Consider the following 17,584-nt stretch of genomic DNA (forward strand, 5'->3'; position numbering starts at 1 on the left):
CGGTCACCCGACTATGCACGGGGCGGCTTGCAGCCTAAAGCCATAATCGCAATGGGTTGACGCGGCGTTAATCCTTTTACGCCATAGGCTTGCGCGCCATGACCCGGATCCTGCATGTCCTTGACCACAGCCTGCCGCTTCACAGCGGCTATGCCTTTCGCACCCGCGCCATCCTGACGGCGCAGCAGCGCGCGGGGCTGGACGTTCGCGCCGTCACCAGCGTGCGGCATCAGGCCTCGCTTCCTGCAGGCGCCAGCGTGGAGCCTGTCGAGGTCCATGACGGGCTGACCTTCCACCGCACGATGGAAACGGTCTCCGGCCCGCCAGGTCTGCGCGAATGGCGTGATATCGGCGCGCTTGCCCGCGCCACGGAAGCGACCTGCGCGATCTGGAAGCCGGATATCCTGCATGCCCACTCGCCCTGCCTCGACGGGCTTGCCGCGCTTCGCGTGGGCCGCAAGCTCGGCCTGCCGGTACTCTATGAAATCCGCGCCTTCTGGGAGGATGCCGCTGTCGGCAACGGCACTGGAAGCGAGGGCTCGGCAAAATACTGGCTCACGCGCCAGATGGAAAATCGCGCAGTGGCCGGTGCAGCCGCGGTGGCCGTCATCTGCGAGGGACTGCGCCAGGACCTGATCGCGCGCGGCTTTCCCGGCGAAAAGATCATGGTCTCCCCCAATGGCGTCGACATGGAAATGTTCGGCTCGCCGATTCCCGCCGACCCGATACGAGCGCAGGCGCTGGGACTGGATGGCAAGACCGTGATCGGCTTCATCGGCAGCTTCTATCCGTACGAGGGTCTGGATGACCTCATCGCCGCAATGCCCCTGCTGCTCGCGCGCAATCCCGAAATCCGGCTGTTGCTGGTTGGCGGCGGCCCAGCGGAAGATGTCCTGCGCAGCCAGGCCGAAAACTCCCCCGCCGCGCACGCGATACGCTTTGTCGGGCGCGTGCCGCATAACGAGGTCGAGCATTATTACAGCCTGATCGATATCCTTGCCTACCCGCGCAAGGCGATGCGGCTCACTGAAACCGTCACACCCTTGAAACCGCTGGAAGCGATGGCACAGGGACGACTGGTTGCGGCATCCAATGTCGGCGGTCACCGGGAACTCATCACCGACGGCATTACCGGCACACTGTTTGCGCCCGACGATCCGAAAGCCATGGCCGACGCACTGGCAAAGCTCGCCGCAGCGCCCGAGACCTGGGATGAACGCCGCGCTATTGCACGGGCGTTTGTTGCGGAGGAACGAAACTGGGAGAGGAATGTTCAGCGTTATCAACCCATTTACCAACGCATGCTAGACAATCGGGCGGAACGCCGCGTGTTCAGCGCGGCCTGACAGGTTAAACACCGGGATTTGAACGGCATGGCGGCATCGCAATCAGATGGGACCACAAGCAGCGGCGAAGCCGGTGTCCTGTCTCGCCACCCCACGGCGCTGGCCGTTGGCGGAGGCGTGGCTGCAGCCTTTGGCAGCAGCTTCATCCCGATGACAGCCATCGAGGGCTTTGTCACCGCCTATGGCATTGCCGAGCTGCTTCCTGCAGCCGCCCCGCCGCTGGGCAACACCGCCCGGTTGGCGCTGAGCACCGGAATTGGAACACTGACCGCAGGGGCGCTCCTGGCGCTGCTGCCGCGCGCGGAGATCAACGATATGGGTTTTGAAACAACCGTCAAAACGGCCGGCAGCGCCGCGCCGGACGCCGAGGGCAACAGCACCGCCGCTGGCAAGAGCGGCAAGCTGGCTGGCTGGCTGCGCACGTTGCGCTTTGGCAAATCAGAACCGACACCTGGCACTGTCACTGACTTTTCCGACCTCTCCCGCCTGCGCATCCGCAATGGAGACCAGCACCCGGACGCCCCGGCGCGTGCACCGATCCGTGCGAGCAGTGATCTGGGCGACGCGCTGAATGAAGCGCAGGCAGCGGCCAAGCCTGTTCCGGCATCCATGCCGCTGGAACTGGACGCAGCGATGACATTTGCCGCCCCCGCGCAAGACCCCGAACCCGCTGCCCAAGAGCCTGCGCCATTGCTGCGCTTTGGTGCGCCACCGATCGATCCTGCCCCGATGGCCTTCGAGCCGTCGGATGCCATGCAGACCACCCCCGACGCGGCCCCCGTTGCAGCGATATCGGTCAGCGCGATGGACGAGGCACTTGCGGCACCGCGGGCCGCGCCGGCAGCTGTGACCGCACCGTCTCTCGAAGACCTGGAATCCGTGGGCGTTCCTGCGCTGCTCGAACGGCTGGAAGCTGGACTTGCGCGACGGCGTCAGCTGAGCACCAGCACTATTGCAGGTTCACAGCCCGCCCCAGAGCCCAGCACGCGTCTTTTTGCGCTCGCAAAACCGTTGGGCCGGCCGGGCGATACCGCCGTTGATGATGCCGATCGCGAGCCTGAAGCACAGCCGCTACGCTTCAGGCTGGGGCAACCAACCGTTGAACCCGCAGATACCGTGGATGACCCGGCTGACATCGGCTCAGAAGGCCGCGTTCTTCCCGGGACCGGCGGCTGGACCGAAGAAATAGAGTATCAAACGCCTGCCGTCGCCATGTCGCAGCCAAACGCTGTGGAGCTGGACGCTGCAACCGAAAGCTCTGCGATCGCTGGAACGGATGGACCCGAAGGCACACAGGACACCCTCATCGAACCTGCAGACGCTACGCCGTCGGCAGATGATGACATGGACGCGGCGTTGCGTGATGCCCTGGCCACGCTGCGCCAGTTGTCTGATCGCCAGCGCAACGCCTGAACGATAACAGGCTGCCACCGAGGCAACCAGCAATGGACCCAAATGATAAGGGGCGGCGTATCGCTACGCCGCCCCTTGTCGTTTTTGGTTATCGAAAGCTTGAACCGATCAGCTGCCCGGCGCCTTCTGGAACGTGCCGTACTGCTCGTTGCCGACAAAGCCCAGCTTGGAAACGCCGCTGCGCTTGATCACCACGAGAACCTCGTCAACGATCTGATAGCGTGCGCGAGCATCGGGCTGGAACTGAAGTTCAGGCTCGGGGTCCATGTTGCGCGTCTGCGCAAGGATCCCGGCAAGCTGCGCCTGCGATACCGGCGTACCATTCCAGGAAATGGTATCGTTGGTGTCGACAATCAGCTTATTCTTGACCGGCTCAACCACCACGTCTTGCGGCGGGCTGTCCTGCGGCAGGTCAATCTTGACCGCATGGGTCTGAACAGGAATGGTGATGATGAACATGATGAGGAGAACGAGCATGACGTCGATCAACGGCGTCGTGTTCATTTCCATCATCGGCTCGCCATCATCGCTGCCGCCACTCATTGCCATATCAAGCTACTCCCAAATTTCTGTAGTGGAGGTCATCATCATGTGACGACCTCTATCAAACTGCGGTCAGGTCGATCGGCGAAGAGATGAAGCCGACCTTGGCAAACCCGGCACGCTGCATCGTGAAGATCGCGCCGCCAATGCACCGATAGGGAGCATTGATGTCGCCGCGGATGTGAACTTCAGGAAGATCTTCTTCCTTCAGGTTTTCCACACCGCCTGCCGCTTCGATGATCGCTTCCAGCCGCTTGACTGCAATATCCTGGAGCTCGACGTTGTCGACCGGAGTGACGTTCACATAAACCCGGCATTCGCCGTTCGGGCTTGCCCCGGTGAACCCATCGTCGCCCGGGCTGAGACCATTGGCGTCGGTAGTCGTCACGGACAGAAGAATATTCTCTGCCTTGGTTTCGGTCGGCTCGAATTCGATAACCGGGATGGTCAGGTCGTCAACCGTCTGGATAACCACCGGAATCGCGATCAGGAAGATGATGAGAAGCACCAGCATGACGTCCACTAGCGGCGTCGTGTTGATGTCAGACATCGGCTTTTCCTTGCCGCCGTCGCCTCCAACGCTCATTGCCATCGCAATAAATCCTATTCTTTAACTTACCGAGCCATGTGGCCGCGGATTGGTTTTGCGCTAGCGCGCAGCAGTCTTGAGCCTGTCGGCATCGGAAATCCCATCGCGGCCCGCAAGGCCCGCCGTGGGTGCCGACACCATCAGCCGGCGGCGGTCAATTTACGACCAACCGCCGGCATGATGAACGTCTCTTACTTCTTGATCGGTGCCGCGGCGACCGGAGCAGCAGGCTTGGCAGGTGCTGCGGGGATCACCGCACCGTTCGAAGCCATGTAGCCAAGGACGTCGGTCGAGAAGGCGCTCAGCTGAGCTGCGATCTGCTTGTTGCGTGCCTGCAGCCAGTTGTAGGCAAGCACGGCGGGAACAGCAACGCCCAGACCCAGTGCGGTCATGATCAGTGCTTCACCCACGGGACCTGCAACCTGGTCGATCGATGCCGAACCCGAGATGCCGATCTTGATCAGTGCGCGGTAGATACCGATAACGGTACCGAACAGGCCGATGAACGGCGAGGTTGCGCCCACGGTTGCCAGGAACGGCAGGCCACCAGCCAGCTTGGCGTTGATGGCGGCTTCCGAACGGTTCAGCGAACCGTGCAGCCAGTCATGCGCTTCGACGGGGTCGGTCAGCTTGGCATGCTCTTCCTGAGCCTTGATACCGTCTTCGACGATCTGGCGATAGGCCGAGTTCTTTTCGAGCTTGGTTGCGCCTTCCTTGATGCCGCCAGCGCGCCAGAACGTGTCGCGGACCTTCTGGCCCTGCGACAGAACCTTCTGCTGTTCAAACAGCTTGGTGAAAAGGATGAAGAATGAACCGAACGACATGATACCCAGGATGCCGACGGTGGCATAAGCGATCACACCGCCCTGTTCGAGTGCTTCCATAAAACCAAAAGCGTTTTTCGGCGCCTCGGCTCCAGCCGCAGCAAGCATTTCAATCAACATCAAAACTTCCTCTCAGAGAATATATAGAGCGCCGCTAAAAAATCGGTGCGTCTAGAAAACCAAAACCCAATCCGCCGCAGCGGCATCCAATCCAAACGATTACTTCGGAATTTCCCAGCGAACTGCATTCGAATAGCTATCCGCGATGGGATTGCCAGCCGAGTCCAGGGCAGGCTTAAAGCGCGCCCTGCGAGTCACATTCTTGCAGGTCGCTTCGTCAAGATCGGCATGGCCGCTTGAACCCGTGATCTCACAACCGGTGACACGGCCATCAGGACCGATGCTCACACGAAACCGCGTGGTGCCTGCGCGCTCTTCGCGAAGTGCGCGCGCCGGGTAATCATTTGGCGTTGCCCAGTTGCCAGGGTTGCCGCGAGGCGATGCACCCGATGCCTTGGAAGGCGCTGGGGGCGGAGCCGGCGGTGCTGGCGGAGGAGCAACGATCGGTGTCGGAGTGAACACCGGTGGTGGCGTTTGTGTGGTGGTTATGACCGGAGCCGAAGTTGGCGGCGTCCGGACGATCGGAGGCGGCGTTACCACCGGCGGAGGCGTAATCGGCTGGTCCGGCGGAGGTGGTGGCGGCTCTTCAGGCTCGATCACCTCTTCTTCAACGTCGACGACGTTAAGCTTTTCCGCGACCGATTTGACCGCGCTATATGCAAGTCCTGTTACCAGGGCATAGATAACCACAATGTGGATCAATGCCACGACAACGAGGGAAACTATCTTGTTTCCGCTTGCCTGTTGATCAGCATAGGCCATTCAGAAACGACGCTCCTTACCCTTATTGAAACCTGCCATTCGGGAGACGCTGATCGTTGAAATCTGCGACGCCCGGACGAACCAGCCGATGACCGCGGCCGGTGCTGAAAACACACGAATTGCGGATTGCAACCTATCTGGTTGCCCCGCTCCCCTCATGCGCTTCAGCCTCTGGTTTGTTTTTCTCTTGCCCGAAAGGGGATTTAACGCGCAACTTAACAGCAGGCAATCGCTTAAATGGATTCAGTTTGAATTAACCTTTGAGCCCCGAGAGCCGCCCTCCCGGACCACGCACATGAGGATACTCGCCGATGCCGCACGCCCTGAAATCCCTTACCGCCCTCGCCACTCTGAGCGTCGCCATCGTGAGCGGTTTTCCTATCGTATACCGCCTGAATGCGGAGGTTTCGGCTGAAACTACGACGCCAGATTACGTCACTTTGGCGCGACTTGCCGATGATGCCCCGCAGGTGCTGCGGGTGCTGGTGAAAAAGACCACCGTGATCGAACCGGCACGCGCGCCGGATGTCGGCCTGGGCATGGCCAGGCTCTATATCGAGGCGCAGGTATTGAATCTCATTCGCGGCAAGGCCGGTGTTTCCGAATCGATTCGCTATCTGGTGGATGTCCCGCGTGACGCTCGCGGAAGGGTGCCCAAGCTGAAGAAGCAGCAATTCCTGCTGTTCGCTCGCCCTGGAACGCGGGCCGGCGAGGTCCAGCTCGTCGCGAAGAATGCACAGGTTGTGTGGACCGCCGCTAATGAAACACTGATTCGCAATATCGTTACAGAGCTTGTCGCGCCCCAGTCCCCGCCCGCCATTCGCGGCATCCGCGAGGCGCTGCACGTCCGCGGCAACCTGCAGGGAGAAGGGGAAACGCAGATCTTTCTGGCAACGACAACCGGCGACCCGGTGTCGATCACGGTGCTGCGCCGCCCGGGCCTCGCTGCGCGCTGGGCGGTGTCGCTGACCGAGATCGTCGATGAGGCCGCCGCGCCGCCGCGCAAGGGCACCTTGTTGTGGTATCGGCTGGCCTGCTCGCTGCCCGCGCAGATTCCTGCGCGCGCGCTGGTATCGGACACGCCTGCGGACAATGATCTCGCGCGGCGCGATTATAACTTCGTGCTGGAACAGCTGGGGCCGTGCCGGGGCTGAGCGCCCCCGCCCTGCCCCGGCTGCGTCCAAGCCTTATTGCTCTGCCATTCCCATCTGCCACAGCAGGAAGGCGAATTCCTCGGCGGTTTCCTTGAGCGAGTCAAACCGACCCGATTTGCCGCCATGGCCTGCACCCATGTTGGTCTTGAGCAGCAGCACATTGTCATCGGTCTTGGTAACACGCAGCTTGGCGACCCATTTGGCGGGCTCCCAATAGGTCACGCGCGGATCGTTGAGCCCGGCGGTGACCAGCAGCGGCGGATAGGCCTGGGGCTTAACATTGTCATACGGGCTGTACGATCGCAGCAGGTCGAACGCGGCCTTGTCGGTGATCGGGTTGCCCCATTCGGGCCATTCGCCCGGCGTCAGCGGCAGGGTTTCGTCGAGCATGGTGTTGAGCACATCGACGAACGGCACATGCGCCACGATAGCGCCCCACAGATCGGGATCGGAGTTGATGATCGCGCCCATCAACTCGCCGCCGGCAGAGCCACCGCTCGCGGTCACCTTGCCCTTGGCCGTGTAGCCACGCTCGATCAGCCCCTTGGCGACGTCGACGAAATCGTTGAACGTGTTGGTCCGCTTGGTCAGCTTGCCATCGAGATACCATTGCCGACCCAGATCGTCGCCGCCGCGAATGTGCGCAATGGCATAGGCAAAGCCGCGATCGACCATGCTCAGCCGCGTGACCGAAAAGCTTGGCGGCACGGCATAGCCATAGGCCCCATAGGCATAGAGGTGTAGCGGCGCGCTGCCATCCTGCTTGAAACCCTTGCGATAGATGATCGACACCGGAACCTGCGTGCCATCGCGTGCTGCGATCATCACGCGCTGCGTCTCGTAATCGGCGGCGTTATAGCCCGATGGCACTTCCTGGACCTTCAGCACCGTGAGCTCACGGCTGGCGACATCATAGTCATAGACCGTGTCGGGGGTGACCATCGATTCATACGCCAGCCGCAGCACCTTCATGTCCCATTCGGGATTGTCACCCAGCGAAGCGGAATAGCTCGCCTCGGGGAAGGTGATCGGCGCGACCTTCGACACGTCGGCGTAGTCGCGAATCTCGATGGTATCGAGACCGTTGCTGCGGCCTTCGATGACGTAGAAGTCCTTGAAGGCCGTCATGTCGGTCATGTAGAAATCGTCGGATCCGGCAATCAGCGTCGTCCACTCGCCTGGCGCCTCGATCCTGGCTGTGGCGAGGCGGAAATTGATGTGGTCGTCGTTGGTGTGGATGAACAGTGTACCATCGCGCTCTTCCACCGCATATTCCCGGCCCTTCTGTCGCGGGCTGACCAGGATCGGCTCGGCCAGCGGATTGTCGGCAGGCAGCAACCGGATTTCGCTGGTCTCATTGTCGCCGGTCGCGATGACGATGTATTTCTCGTTCGATGTCACGCCCACATCAACACGGAAGCCTTCGTCCACTTCCTTGTAGAGCTCGACATCTTCAGCGGCAGGCTTGCCCAGCACGTGCAGCCGCGCGTTGTCGGTGCGCCAGTTCTCGTTCGCCAGGCCATAGATCAACGCTTTGGAATCGGCGGTCCAGATCAGGCTGGAGAGCGTTCCGGGGATGACATCGGGCAGGATCGCGCCGGTGGCAAGGTCCTTGAACCGCGCCTCGAACCGTTCCGAGCCGTTGTCGTCGACCGAATAGGCGAGCAGGCGTCCATCGGGGCTGACCGAAAAGCCGCCCAGCCGGAAATATTCCTTGTCCTTGGCCAGCTCGGTCTCGTCGAGCAGCAGCACGCGATCGCCACCGGCGACAGGCTTGCGGTACCATTTCTTGTACTGCGCGCCCTTGTCGTACTCGACCCAGTAGAGCCAGTCGCCATCCTTCTGGGGCACCGAGGAATCGTCTTCCTTGATCCGCCCCTTCATCTCCTCGAACAGTGTCTGTGCGAGCGCCTCATGCGGCTTCATCGCCGCTTCGAACCAGCGGTTTTCAGCCTCCAGATAGGCCAGGACATCGGCATCATCGACCTTGGGATAGCCCTCGTCCTTCAGCCAGTGCCAGGGGTCGGTGATGGTCACACCGTGGCGTTCGAAGCTGTACGGCCGCTGCTCGGCGATGGGCGGCTTGGCGGTTTGCGACATGGAGGCTCTTTCGTTGGCTAAGGCGGGAGACGTGAAGGCCAGCGCCGCGCCGATGGCGGCGTTGACGACGGCAGGCGGCATGGGCAGTCGGATCGACATGGAACGCTTCCTTTCAGGCACTATCCTGACAGCGCACGCCGAAACTGGCACCGGGCTGGCGCGAGACGTGGATAATCTCTATCTTGCTGACCAACCGCTTTTGCAAGGAGTTGATAGCGCCCCATGTTGATGTCCACCCATGAAGCCCGCCTCGCCGCGCTGCGCGAAGTCCTGAAGCGTCAGGGCCTGGACGGCTTTGTCGTACCGATCTGCGATGAGCACATGAGCGAATATATCGGCGACTATGCCCAGCGACTGGAATGGCTGACCGGCTTTGGCGGGTCGGCGGGCTCGGTCGTGGTGCTGGCCGATCGCGCAGCGATCTTCGTCGATGGGCGCTACACTATCCAGGTGCGCGATCAGGTCGACGGGCGGCTATTCGAATATGTCGGCACTGCGCAGCAATCGCTCGCCGACTGGCTGGGCGAAAACGTGCCCGAAGGCGGCGCCATCGGTTATGATGCCTGGCTGCACACGCGCGATTGGGTCAAGCAGGCCTCCGCCAAACTCGCCAGGCGCGGCGCAAAACTGCAGCCGGTGGAGAGCAATCCGGTCGATGCCGTCTGGCACGATCAGCCGGCGCGTCCCGATGCCGTGATGAACCCCCACCCCATCGCTTATGCAGGCCGCGAATCTGCCGAGAAGCGCGCCGATATCGCTCAGTGGCTGAATGAACAGGGGCTCGATGCCGCCGTGATCACCGCGCTGGATTCGGTGGCCTGGGTGTTCAACGTGCGCGGCGGCGATGTGACGCACACGCCGGTGACGCTGTCTTATGGCGTCGTGCACAAGGATGGCAGCGCCGACCTGTATGTCGCGCCTGAAAAGGTGAACGACGATCTGCGCCAGCATCTCGGCAACCAGGTAGCACTGCACAGCTATGACGGCTTTTCCAAGGGACTCGACGCGCTTACCGGCAAAGCGGTCGCGGTCGATCCCGAGCGTGCGGTCGCGGCCATCTTCTCGCGACTGGAGGCAGCAGGCGCGAAGATCGTTGCCCGGCGCGACCCCAGCGTGCTGCCGCGCGCGACGAAGAACAGCACCGAGATCGATGGGCACCGCGCCGCGCAGGCGCGCGATGGCGCAGCGGTCAGCCGCTTCCTCCACTGGCTGTCGATCGCAGCACCTCAGGGCGGCGAGACCGAGCTGTCGGCAGCAGCAAAACTGCTCGAATTCCGCGAGGCGACCGGCAAGCTGATTGACACCTCGTTCGATACCATTTCGGGCGCGTCGTCGAACGGCGCGATCTGCCATTACCGGGTGAGCGAAGAGACCAATCTGCCGATCGTCATGGACAGCCTGTACCTGGTCGATTCCGGCGGCCAGTATCTCGACGGCACCACCGACATCACCCGCACCATCGCCATCGGCACCCCGACGCAGGAGATGAAGCGCCGTTTCACCCAGGTGCTCAAGGGCCACATCGCGCTTGCCACCATCCGCTTCCCTCACGGCACCAGCGGCGGGCAGCTCGATGCGCTGGCGCGGCAGTATCTATGGGCCGATGGCGTCGATTACGCCCATGGGACCGGCCATGGCGTCGGCAGCTTCCTTGCAGTGCACGAAGGACCTCAGCGGATCGCCGCGTTCGGCGGCCAGGGCGAGCCCTTGCGACCCGGCATGATCTGCTCGAACGAGCCTGGCTATTACAAGGCAGGCGAATTCGGCATCCGGATCGAAAATCTGGTGCTGGTCACCCCATTGGAGATCGCAGGCGCGGAACATGACGTGCTGGGCTTCGAGACGCTGACGTTCGCACCGATCGACCGCAACTGCATCGATCCCGCGCTGCTCAGCCCTGCCGAAACCGACTGGCTCAATGCCTATCACGCGCGCGTCATGCAGGTCGTCGCCCCGCAGCTGGATGGGGACGCTCTTGTCTGGCTGGAACAGGCCTGTGCCCCCATCGGCTGAACACCTCCTGCAAGCTGGAGAGCTTGCGGCTTGACGTAAACGGAATGTTGCGACGCACAATTGCCGATGGTGCAATTGACGTCGCGTCACCGTGCAAATTCGTTGCAATTTTGTCACGCAAGGCGCGGAATCGCTTGGGATTCCGCGCTTTTTGTTTGTGGCCTACGCACGTCAACCATAAGGACGGTCCAAAGCAATACGAGGTCCGGAACAGGGCCGACTTGTCAGCCATTTTAGGGGAGAACACCCAGATGACCTTCACCTCCACACGCCTGAAAACCATTCTGCTCTCGGGCGCAGCCATCGGCACGCTTGCCATGCCATCCACCGTGCTCGCGCAGGATGTTGCGCAGGACGCAGAAATCGCCGACACCAATGTCATCATCGTGACTGCATCCAAGCGCGAGCAGTCGCTGCAGGAAGTGCCGATCTCGGTATCGGTGACCAGCGGCGAGACGATCGAGCGGGCTCAAATCCGCGACGTGCTTGATCTGCAGACCGTGGTACCCTCGCTGCGAGTCAGCCAGCTGCAGACCTCGTCGGCCACCACCTTCATCATCCGCGGCTTCGGCAACGGCGACAACAATTTCGGCATCGAGCCTTCGGTCGGTGTGTTCATCGACGGTGTGTTCCGTTCGCGCTCGGCATCGGCGATTTCCGACCTCAACTTCATCAGCCGCGTCGAAGTGTTGAACGGCCCGCAATCGACGCTGTTCGGCAAGAACGCCAGCGCCGGCGTGATCTCGATCGTGACCAAAGAGCCGCAATATGAGTTCGGTGGCCAGGTCGAAGCAAGTTACGGCAATTTCAACGCGTTCAACCTGCGCGGCGAAGTGACCGGGCCGATTACCGAGAACATCGCATTCTCGCTCGACGGCACCTATCAGAAGCGCGACGGCTTCGGCCGGATCGTCAACCTCAACGACGCCGACATCAACAACCGCAACCGCTGGTCGGTACGCGGCAACCTGCTGATCGAGCCCACCTCCGACATCAAGATCCGCCTGATTGCGGATTATTCGAAGATCGATGAAAGCTGCTGCCAGACAAGCAACGTCATCGTCGGGCCGGTCACGGCAGGCGCAGTCGGCGGAATTGGCGGCCAGTTTCCGACCGACTTCTTCAGCTTTGACAATTTCGTCAACGCCGTGCCGTTCAACCGCAACGAGAACTACGGTTTCTCTGGCCAGGTTGACTGGTCGCTTGGCGCGTTCAGCCTGACCTCGATCACCGCTTATCGTGAATTGACCAACGCCTTCACGCAGGACGTCGACTTCACCAGCGCCGACATCACCGCTGAAACGCGCGATCAGGCCGTGTCCACCTTTACGCAGGAACTGCGCATTGCGAGCGACTTCGATGGTCCGCTCAACTTCCTGCTGGGCGGCTATTATTTCGATGAAAGCATCACCCAGGACAGCAACCTGACGATTGGTCGTGACTTCCGCAACTTCGCCGCGATCCAGGCCGCGCCGGCTGCACTGCTTCCGCCTAACGCGACCGCAGCGCAGCGCGTTGCTGTCGGAAATGCGGTTCTGAACAGCATTGAGGCAGGTCTGGGTCTGCCGCTGGGCAGCATTCTGGGTGGCAATTTCCTGACACAGGAACGTTTTGCGCTCGATAACAAGTCATGGTCGATCTTCGGCACGGTCGATTTCGAACCGATCGATGGCCTCGTTTTCACCGCCGGTTTCAACTACACCGACGACAAGAAGAACTTCGCGATCAACTTCGACGCACTGGATCCGCTGGCCAGCATCAACTTCGTCGATGCCTTCATCACCGGGGCAACGGGCGGGGCTATCCGCACCCGTCAGCAGTTCCAGGCGCTTCCGGCGGCCAACCAGCAGGCACTGCTCGCTGCGGCGACCAACCCTGGCGTCAACACCCTGCTGCCCCTCGCGGTGCTGCAGTTCCAGACGCAGTCGCCCGATGTTCCGAACGCGGTCGAAGATGGCCGTACCCGTGACGACAAGTTCACGTACCTGTTGCGCGCTGCCTATCAGGTCTCGGACGAGGTCAACGTCTATGCCAGCTATGCCACCGGCTTCAAGGCGAGCTCGGTGAACCTGTCGCGCGATAGCCGTCCGCTGTCGACCGACTACATTCCTGGCCCTGGCCCTGCGGGACGCGGTTCGTCCTTCGCCGCGCCAGCATCGCCGATCACCAATGCTGGCCTGAACACGCCCAACCTTTCGACCGGCACCCGCTTTGCCGGGCCGGAAGAAGCCGAGGTTTATGAAATCGGCGTGAAGGCGCAGTGGGAAGGCCTTGGTGTCAATCTCGCGCTGTTCGATCAGACGATCCAGGGCTTCCAGAGCTTCCTGTTCACGGGCCTTGGCTTCGGGCTGGCAAATGCAGGTCAGCAGTCGGTCAAGGGCTTCGAGCTCGACACCACTGTCCAACCGTCTGACGCGCTGGTGTTTACGTTCGCTGCGACCTATCTGGATGCCAAGTACGACGATTTCACCACGGGCCCGCTCGGCAACCTGTCGGGTCTGCGTCCTGGCGGCATTCCGGAATGGAGCCTGCGCACATCGGCCACGTACACGCACGAATTTGGCGACAGCGGCACCAGGTTGATCAGCCGCCTGGATTACAGCCATGAAAGCAACGTCAATATTCTGGACGGGATCGTGGGCTTCAATGCGGACCAGTTCCGCCGCGAAGTCAATCTGGTCAACGGCTCGATGACGTTGCAGCTCGACAATGGGCTCGAGATCGGTGCCTTTGCCCGCAACCTGCTGGATCAGCAGTTTATCCTGACGGTCTTCCCAGGCGTTGCGCAGGCCGGCACGGTGTCGGGCTATCCCAACGCTCCGCGCACTTTCGGCGGCCTTGTCCGCTTCAAGTTCTGATCCATTCCACAGTTGACCGGGCTTGGTCACAACCATGGCGGCGCAAGACCGCAACAGGTTGAAAACAGGGACATAGGGGGGCTTCATGCCCCCCTTTTTTTGTGTATGCCGTTCGCACAGACAGACAACCTATCAAGGGGGGAACCAGCATGACGGACGCGCCTACCCGCGCCCAGTTCCGCAGCATCGCGCCCAAGCGCGTGCACTATCACGAGGTCGATATGCAGAATATCGTCTTCAACGCGAACTATCTGATGTACGCCGATGTCGGCATTACCGAGTATTTCCGCGCGCTGAACCTAGCCAGCGGCAAACCGGAAAGCGCCGGCTTCAACCTGTTCGGGCCCGACCACGACATGATGGTGCGCCACGCCGAAGTCGACTTTCGCGCCAGCGCGGTGGCCGACGACATGATCGATCTGGCGGTGCGGCTCAAACGCTTCGGCAACAGCTCGATGACCAGCGAGTGCGCGATCTTTCGCGGCGACGAGCTGCTGACCGTGGTGACGATCAGCTACGTCCATTTCGCCACCGCCACCAAGCGGCCTGCACCTGTGCCTGCCTGGTTCAAGGACATGGTCGCAGCCTTCGAGATCGTGCAGCCCGAAGGGTTTTGACGCCAGCGCTGATGCAGGCAGACAAGAAAAAAGGCCGGTGGTGACACCGGCCTTTTTGCGTTGGATCAGTTGCCCGGCATTCCCGGCGGTGGCGCGCCCGGCGCTCCGGGGCCACCCTGGCCCTGAAGCTGCTGCTGCATTGCGCGCAGCTGCGCTTCGGGGATGAATTCGACCAGATCGACATCGAACACCAACAGACTGTTGGCCGGGATAACGACTTCACCGGTCTGCGGGTTGGTCTTTTCCTCGGCGCCATAGCCCAGCTCGGCCGGGATCCAGAGGCGGTACTTCCCGCCGCGCTGCATGCGCTTCAAACCTTCGGAAAAACCGGGGATCGAGCCGGCAACCGGCATCGGCACGCGCTCATTGGCATCGAACGGCGTGCCGTCCATCAACGTGCCCTTATAGTTGATCAGCGTGACGTCCGCGTCGGTCGGCGATGGGCCGCTGCCCTTCACCAGTTCCTTGAACTGCAGACCGCTTTCTGTGGTCACCACGCCAGGTTCGTCAGCGTTGCTGGCAAGGAAGCCTGCGCTCGAAGCGGGAACAGCCTGAAGCCCTGCCCAAGCGGTGCCGCCGGCAACAGCCACGGCAACAGCGACGCCCAGCCACAATTTGGTGATCGAGCCCTTGGCGAGCGGCGGAATGGGAACGCGCGTAACGGACATGGCAGCCTCCGGATACAGGAATCACGAACCCCAGCCAACGCCACATTACCTCAATGAGATAACGGAGCCGGCAGGGGTCTTTGGGGCGAATCGACTAACCGATCCGCCCATTTCGCGATGCTATAACTGGCTTACTTACCGCCGTCACGCTCGACGCGCTTGCGCTCGAGCTTGCGAGCGCGACGCACAGCGGCAGCCTTTTCACGGGCGCGCTTTTCCGAGGGCTTTTCGTAATGACGACGCAGCTTCATCTCGCGATACACACCTTCGCGCTGCAGCTTCTTCTTGAGCGCCCGCAGCGCCTGGTCAACATTGTTATCGCGTACAAGAATCTGCATAAACTTACGTCAGCTCCATTTCGAATCGTAGCTTGCCATATCCGCTCGCGCCACGCCTGGGGCGCGGAAAACGGTCAGCTAAGCCATAGCTTGAAGGCCAATAAAACAGGGCACGCCAGCCACCGGGCTGTCGGTCACATGCGGGCCGTTACCAGCGCACTGCGGCGTTTTCAAGGAATTTCGCCCGTTTTCAGTCGAAAAGACTGGGCTGTGTTCCAGTTGCATCGGTCGCACCCCGGCCTGGCAGCGCGCACATGGCATTATCCGGGAACGGGGTGACCCATGCTCTGGCTTGTTCCCAATCCCCATGCAACCACGCACGCAGCGCCTGCCCTACCAGCATCACCGGCATCGCCTTCGGGTGCACCGCGCCAACCAGTTCATTGGGCTCGCAGGTCAGGAACGCAAACCGCGCGCCTTCTTCGCCTGGTCGCCATATCCCGGCAAAGGCGAAGGGGTCTCCCGATTTGAGCGCAAACCAGTGCTGGCGCTTGCGGCGGGTGACAGGATCGGGCGCAGCACCATATTCGCAAAACGCGGTCACCGGCACCAGGCAGCGCCGCGCCGGATCACGCAGTGCCGAACGCCACATCGGCGATGCGAGGTTGCGGACATTGGTCACCGGGCGCTTCACCTCGCCGAACGGCGGCCAGCCCCAGCGCATCAATCCCAGCGAAGCGCCGTGCTGCTGCGCGATCACGACCGGGGCCTCGTAATCGGGGTATATCGCCTCGAATGACGCCAGATTCAGATCGCCTGCATCCACCTCGCCAAGCGCAGCGCCAAACAACTGGCGGATTGCATCGGCGTTGCTTGTCATGCGATACAGGTTGCACATAGCCACCAAACATAATGAGAGGACAGCGAGATGGCCACCGCGTTGAAAAACAGCCCGCAGATGACGACTGAGGAACACGAGGCGCGCAAGCTGCTGGCATCGTGCTACCGGGTGTTCGACATGATGGGATGGTCAGAAATGATCTACAACCACATCACGCTCAAGGTGCCGGGCGAGGAAGACGCGTTCCTCATCAACCCTTACGGCCTGCACTTCAGCGAGGTCTGCGCCTCCAACCTCGTCAAGATCAATTCCGAGGGCGAAAAGCTCGACGGATCGCCGTACCCCGTCAATAAGGCCGGCTTCACGCAACACAGCGTGTTCCACAAGCGCATTCCCGACATGCACTGCATAATCCACACGCACACCACCGCGACCATGGCGGTGTGCTCGGTCGAGGGCGGACTGCAGCCGACCAATTTCTACGCCTGCAACTTCATCGGCAATATCGCCTATCACGATTTCGAGGGCGTCACCGTCCGATCGGAAGAGGGCGACCGGCTGGTTGAAGCGGTTACCGGCAAGCGCGTGCTGATGCTCAAGAACCATGGCCCCGTCGTCATGGGACGTACTCTGCCCGAGGCGTTCATCACCTATTGGTCGCTGCAGCGCGCCTGCGAGATCCAGCTCGCCACCATGTCGATGGGCCAACCGATTCTCGTTTCCGACGATGTCATCAAGGTGCACCAGCGCGATCTGAGCCAGGTGCAGCTGCCGATGGGTGCGGGCGTGCCGGATTTTGCCGCGATGGTGCGCAAGGTCGACAAGATCGACCCCAGCTGGCGCGACTGACCCTCAAGCCGCGGCGGGATGGGTGACAGGCCCGTTCCGCCCGGTTATGCGCTGATGCCATGACCAAATTCACCGTCAACGACCGTCCGGTGCAATACCGGCTCGATCCTGCCACGCCGCTGCTGTGGGCCTTGCGCGACGCATCCAACCTCACCGGCACCAAATATGGCTGCGGCAATGGCGATTGCGGCGCGTGCATGGTGGTGGTCGATGGCGAAGCGATCCGCTCGTGCCTGGTCAGCATTGCCGAGGTCGAGGGCCGCTATGTCACCACCATCGAAGCGCTGAGCCGCGACCGCAGCCATCCGGTGCAGCAGGCGTTTGTGGCAGAACAGGCGGTGCAGTGCGGATTCTGCACGCCGGGCATGATCATCGCGGCCAGCGTGCTGCTGCGCAAGAACAGCGACCCCAGCGATGCGGAGATCGACGCTGCCATCCGCAACCTGTGCCGCTGCGGCACCTATCCGCGCGTCCGGGCGGCCATCAAGCGCGCCGGGCGCGTGATGCGCCGACAGGAGACGATAGCAGCCGCGCCGCCGCCGGGGATCTCGCCCGAAGATGCCGCCAGGGATGTGCCCGCGCTCGCTCCGCCGGAATAGCGGTTCCCGA

Annotated in this window: 16 protein-coding genes; 8 read left to right on the forward strand and 8 right to left on the reverse strand. The window is 61.8% G+C overall.

The window, feature by feature from the left end; translation table 11 throughout:
* Nucleotides 1-98 precede the first annotated feature (98 nt).
* Nucleotides 99-1,346 carry a TIGR04063 family PEP-CTERM/XrtA system glycosyltransferase gene (locus D618_RS0110485; RefSeq protein WP_017671470.1) on the forward strand — a complete coding sequence of 416 codons (1,248 nt, stop codon included), beginning with the start codon at nt 99-101 and terminating at the stop codon, nt 1,344-1,346.
* Nucleotides 1,347-1,373: 27 nt separating this feature from the next.
* The gene (locus D618_RS0110490; RefSeq protein WP_017671471.1) at nt 1,374-2,759 is read left to right on the forward strand and encodes a hypothetical protein; all 1,386 of its coding nucleotides are present in this window, start codon (nt 1,374-1,376) and stop codon (nt 2,757-2,759) included.
* A gap of 108 nt (nt 2,760-2,867) precedes the next feature.
* On the opposite strand, the gene D618_RS0110495 is transcribed toward D618_RS0110490, so the two are convergent.
* The 4 genes from D618_RS0110495 to D618_RS19395 all read right to left on the reverse strand — a co-directional run bounded on the left by D618_RS0110495 (nt 2,868) and on the right by D618_RS19395 (nt 5,597).
* Nucleotides 2,868-3,308, reverse strand: coding sequence for a biopolymer transporter ExbD (locus D618_RS0110495; protein WP_017671472.1), 441 nt, complete (start codon nt 3,306-3,308; stop codon nt 2,868-2,870).
* 55 nt (nt 3,309-3,363) lie between these two features.
* Nucleotides 3,364-3,894 carry a biopolymer transporter ExbD gene (locus D618_RS0110500; RefSeq protein WP_017671473.1) on the reverse strand — a complete coding sequence of 177 codons (531 nt, stop codon included), beginning with the start codon at nt 3,892-3,894 and terminating at the stop codon, nt 3,364-3,366.
* Nucleotides 3,895-4,082: 188 nt separating this feature from the next.
* On the reverse strand, nt 4,083-4,823 hold the full coding sequence (locus D618_RS0110510) for a MotA/TolQ/ExbB proton channel family protein (protein WP_040370564.1): 741 nt from the start codon (nt 4,821-4,823) through the stop codon (nt 4,083-4,085).
* A gap of 111 nt (nt 4,824-4,934) precedes the next feature.
* The gene (locus D618_RS19395; RefSeq protein WP_081590475.1) at nt 4,935-5,597 is read right to left on the reverse strand and encodes an energy transducer TonB; all 663 of its coding nucleotides are present in this window, start codon (nt 5,595-5,597) and stop codon (nt 4,935-4,937) included.
* A gap of 311 nt (nt 5,598-5,908) precedes the next feature.
* Between D618_RS19395 and D618_RS0110515 the strand changes: the two genes are divergently transcribed.
* Nucleotides 5,909-6,751, forward strand: coding sequence for a hypothetical protein (locus D618_RS0110515; RefSeq protein WP_026091543.1), 843 nt, complete (start codon nt 5,909-5,911; stop codon nt 6,749-6,751).
* Nucleotides 6,752-6,784: 33 nt separating this feature from the next.
* Here D618_RS0110515 and D618_RS0110520 read toward each other — a convergent pair whose 3' ends face one another.
* Nucleotides 6,785-8,851 carry a S9 family peptidase gene (locus D618_RS0110520; RefSeq protein WP_017671476.1) on the reverse strand — a complete coding sequence of 689 codons (2,067 nt, stop codon included), beginning with the start codon at nt 8,849-8,851 and terminating at the stop codon, nt 6,785-6,787.
* A gap of 228 nt (nt 8,852-9,079) precedes the next feature.
* Here D618_RS0110520 and D618_RS0110530 point away from each other — a divergent pair, with 228 nt between their 5' ends.
* The 3 genes from D618_RS0110530 (at nt 9,080) to D618_RS0110540 (ending at nt 14,339) form a co-directional block, all read left to right on the forward strand.
* Nucleotides 9,080-10,864 (forward strand): aminopeptidase P family protein, encoded by a 1,785-nt coding sequence (locus tag D618_RS0110530; protein WP_017671478.1) that lies wholly within the window; start codon nt 9,080-9,082, stop codon nt 10,862-10,864.
* Nucleotides 10,865-11,115: 251 nt separating this feature from the next.
* Nucleotides 11,116-13,722, forward strand: coding sequence for a TonB-dependent receptor (locus tag D618_RS0110535; protein WP_017671479.1), 2,607 nt, complete (start codon nt 11,116-11,118; stop codon nt 13,720-13,722).
* 149 nt (nt 13,723-13,871) lie between these two features.
* Nucleotides 13,872-14,339, forward strand: a complete 468-nt coding sequence (locus tag D618_RS0110540) for a thioesterase family protein (RefSeq protein WP_017671480.1) — start codon at nt 13,872-13,874, stop codon at nt 14,337-14,339.
* Between the two features lie 65 nt (nt 14,340-14,404).
* Here D618_RS0110540 and D618_RS0110545 read toward each other — a convergent pair whose 3' ends face one another.
* From D618_RS0110545 to D618_RS0110555, 3 genes are all read right to left on the reverse strand, one after another.
* The gene (locus tag D618_RS0110545) at nt 14,405-15,007 is read right to left on the reverse strand and encodes an FKBP-type peptidyl-prolyl cis-trans isomerase (protein WP_017671481.1); all 603 of its coding nucleotides are present in this window, start codon (nt 15,005-15,007) and stop codon (nt 14,405-14,407) included.
* A 131-nt stretch (nt 15,008-15,138) separates the two neighbouring features.
* Nucleotides 15,139-15,345: a 30S ribosomal protein S21 gene (gene rpsU / locus D618_RS0110550; protein ID WP_017671482.1), complete on the reverse strand. Its 207-nt coding sequence runs from the start codon at nt 15,343-15,345 to the stop codon at nt 15,139-15,141.
* Nucleotides 15,346-15,535: 190 nt separating this feature from the next.
* A complete protein-coding gene (locus D618_RS0110555) occupies nt 15,536-16,183 on the reverse strand; it encodes an SOS response-associated peptidase family protein (protein ID WP_017671483.1) in 648 nt (215 codons plus the stop codon).
* 30 nt (nt 16,184-16,213) lie between these two features.
* Between D618_RS0110555 and D618_RS0110560 the strand changes: the two genes are divergently transcribed.
* Nucleotides 16,214-16,975: a class II aldolase/adducin family protein gene (locus D618_RS0110560; protein WP_017671484.1), complete on the forward strand. Its 762-nt coding sequence runs from the start codon at nt 16,214-16,216 to the stop codon at nt 16,973-16,975.
* Nucleotides 16,976-17,034: 59 nt separating this feature from the next.
* Entirely contained in the window at nt 17,035-17,574 is a 540-nt protein-coding gene (locus tag D618_RS0110565; RefSeq protein ID WP_017671485.1) for a (2Fe-2S)-binding protein, read from the forward strand.
* Nucleotides 17,575-17,584: the final 10 nt, after the last annotated feature.

Source organism: Blastomonas sp. AAP53 (assembly GCF_000331245.1).
GTDB lineage: Bacteria > Pseudomonadota > Alphaproteobacteria > Sphingomonadales > Sphingomonadaceae > Blastomonas.

Coding starts and splice junctions, on each gene's coding strand:
- D618_RS0110530 (WP_017671478.1), top strand. CDS start 9,080: ATGTCCACCCATGAAGCCCGCCTCGCCGCGCTGCGCGAAGTCCTGAAG.
- D618_RS0110520 (WP_017671476.1), bottom strand. CDS start 8,851: ATGTCGCAAACCGCCAAGCCGCCCATCGCCGAGCAGCGGCCGTACAGC.
- D618_RS0110510 (WP_040370564.1), bottom strand. CDS start 4,823: ATGCTTGCTGCGGCTGGAGCCGAGGCGCCGAAAAACGCTTTTGGTTTT.
- D618_RS0110535 (WP_017671479.1), top strand. CDS start 11,116: ATGACCTTCACCTCCACACGCCTGAAAACCATTCTGCTCTCGGGCGCA.
- D618_RS0110515 (WP_026091543.1), top strand. CDS start 5,909: ATGCCGCACGCCCTGAAATCCCTTACCGCCCTCGCCACTCTGAGCGTC.
- D618_RS0110500 (WP_017671473.1), bottom strand. CDS start 3,894: ATGGCAATGAGCGTTGGAGGCGACGGCGGCAAGGAAAAGCCGATGTCT.
- D618_RS19395 (WP_081590475.1), bottom strand. CDS start 5,597: ATGGCCTATGCTGATCAACAGGCAAGCGGAAACAAGATAGTTTCCCTC.
- D618_RS0110540 (WP_017671480.1), top strand. CDS start 13,872: ATGACGGACGCGCCTACCCGCGCCCAGTTCCGCAGCATCGCGCCCAAG.
- rpsU (WP_017671482.1), bottom strand. CDS start 15,345: ATGCAGATTCTTGTACGCGATAACAATGTTGACCAGGCGCTGCGGGCG.
- D618_RS0110560 (WP_017671484.1), top strand. CDS start 16,214: ATGGCCACCGCGTTGAAAAACAGCCCGCAGATGACGACTGAGGAACAC.
- D618_RS0110495 (WP_017671472.1), bottom strand. CDS start 3,308: ATGGCAATGAGTGGCGGCAGCGATGATGGCGAGCCGATGATGGAAATG.
- D618_RS0110565 (WP_017671485.1), top strand. CDS start 17,035: ATGACCAAATTCACCGTCAACGACCGTCCGGTGCAATACCGGCTCGAT.
- D618_RS0110485 (WP_017671470.1), top strand. CDS start 99: ATGACCCGGATCCTGCATGTCCTTGACCACAGCCTGCCGCTTCACAGC.
- D618_RS0110490 (WP_017671471.1), top strand. CDS start 1,374: ATGGCGGCATCGCAATCAGATGGGACCACAAGCAGCGGCGAAGCCGGT.
- D618_RS0110545 (WP_017671481.1), bottom strand. CDS start 15,007: ATGTCCGTTACGCGCGTTCCCATTCCGCCGCTCGCCAAGGGCTCGATC.
- D618_RS0110555 (WP_017671483.1), bottom strand. CDS start 16,183: ATGTGCAACCTGTATCGCATGACAAGCAACGCCGATGCAATCCGCCAG.